Source organism: Streptomyces morookaense (genome assembly GCF_013030945.1).
Lineage (GTDB): Bacteria > Actinomycetota > Actinomycetes > Streptomycetales > Streptomycetaceae > Streptomyces > Streptomyces morookaensis.
Genome location: NZ_JABBXF010000205.1, coordinates 1 through 651, shown reverse-complemented (window position 1 = coordinate 651; position 651 = coordinate 1). Strand labels below are relative to the sequence as shown.

Sequence of the window (651 nt, the reverse complement as noted above, 5' to 3'; positions counted from 1 at the left end):
GGTTCACCACGCGGATGTAGGCGTTGCTCACCTGGCCGAAGCTCTGGCCGCGCAACTCGGCCTCGTGGATGGAGACCGGGAACACGATTTTGTCGCAGGCGGCCGGCACCTTGGTGAGGTCGACGAGGATCGACTCGTCGTCGCCCTCGCCCTCACCGGTGAGGTTGTCACCCGTGTGTTCCACCGAACCCTCGGGGCTCTTGAGGTTGTTGTAGAACACGAAGTACTCGTCGCCCAGCACCCGCCCCCCGGCGCACAGCAGCGCACTGGCGTCCAGGTCGAAGGGGGCTCCGGTGGTGGAGCGCGCGTCCCAGCCGAGGGCAACGGTCACGTGCGTGAGGTTGGGTGCGGCCTTGGAGAGGGAGACATTGCCTCCCTTGGCGAGCGTGACGCCCATGGTGCTGATCCTCCCCGAATCGTGATGTGCGCCCGTCGCGCATGTCCGGCGCCGCACCCCGGAGTTCGGGATGCGGCGCCGGACGGGGCGGCGGCGGACGTCAGACGTTGACGCCGAAGTCCTGGGCGATGCCGCGCAGGCCGGAGGCGTAACCCTGGCCGATCGCGCGGAACTTCCACTCGGCACCGTTGCGGTAGAGCTCGCCGAAGACCATGGCGGTCTCGGTCGAGGCGTCCTCGCTGAGGTCGTAGCGG

At 68.5% G+C, this 651-nt stretch carries 1 protein-coding gene and 1 pseudogene; both read right to left on the bottom strand.

Features of this window, described 5'->3' with window-relative positions; translation table 11 throughout:
- On the bottom strand, positions 1–397 hold a 397-nt coding region (locus tag HG542_RS34170; protein WP_171088322.1), incomplete at its 3' end, for a TerD family protein.
- A 100-nt stretch (positions 398–497) separates the two neighbouring features.
- Positions 498–651 (bottom strand): annotated as a pseudogene (locus HG542_RS34165) (calcium homeostasis/redox stress adaptation protein); the annotation flags it as partial.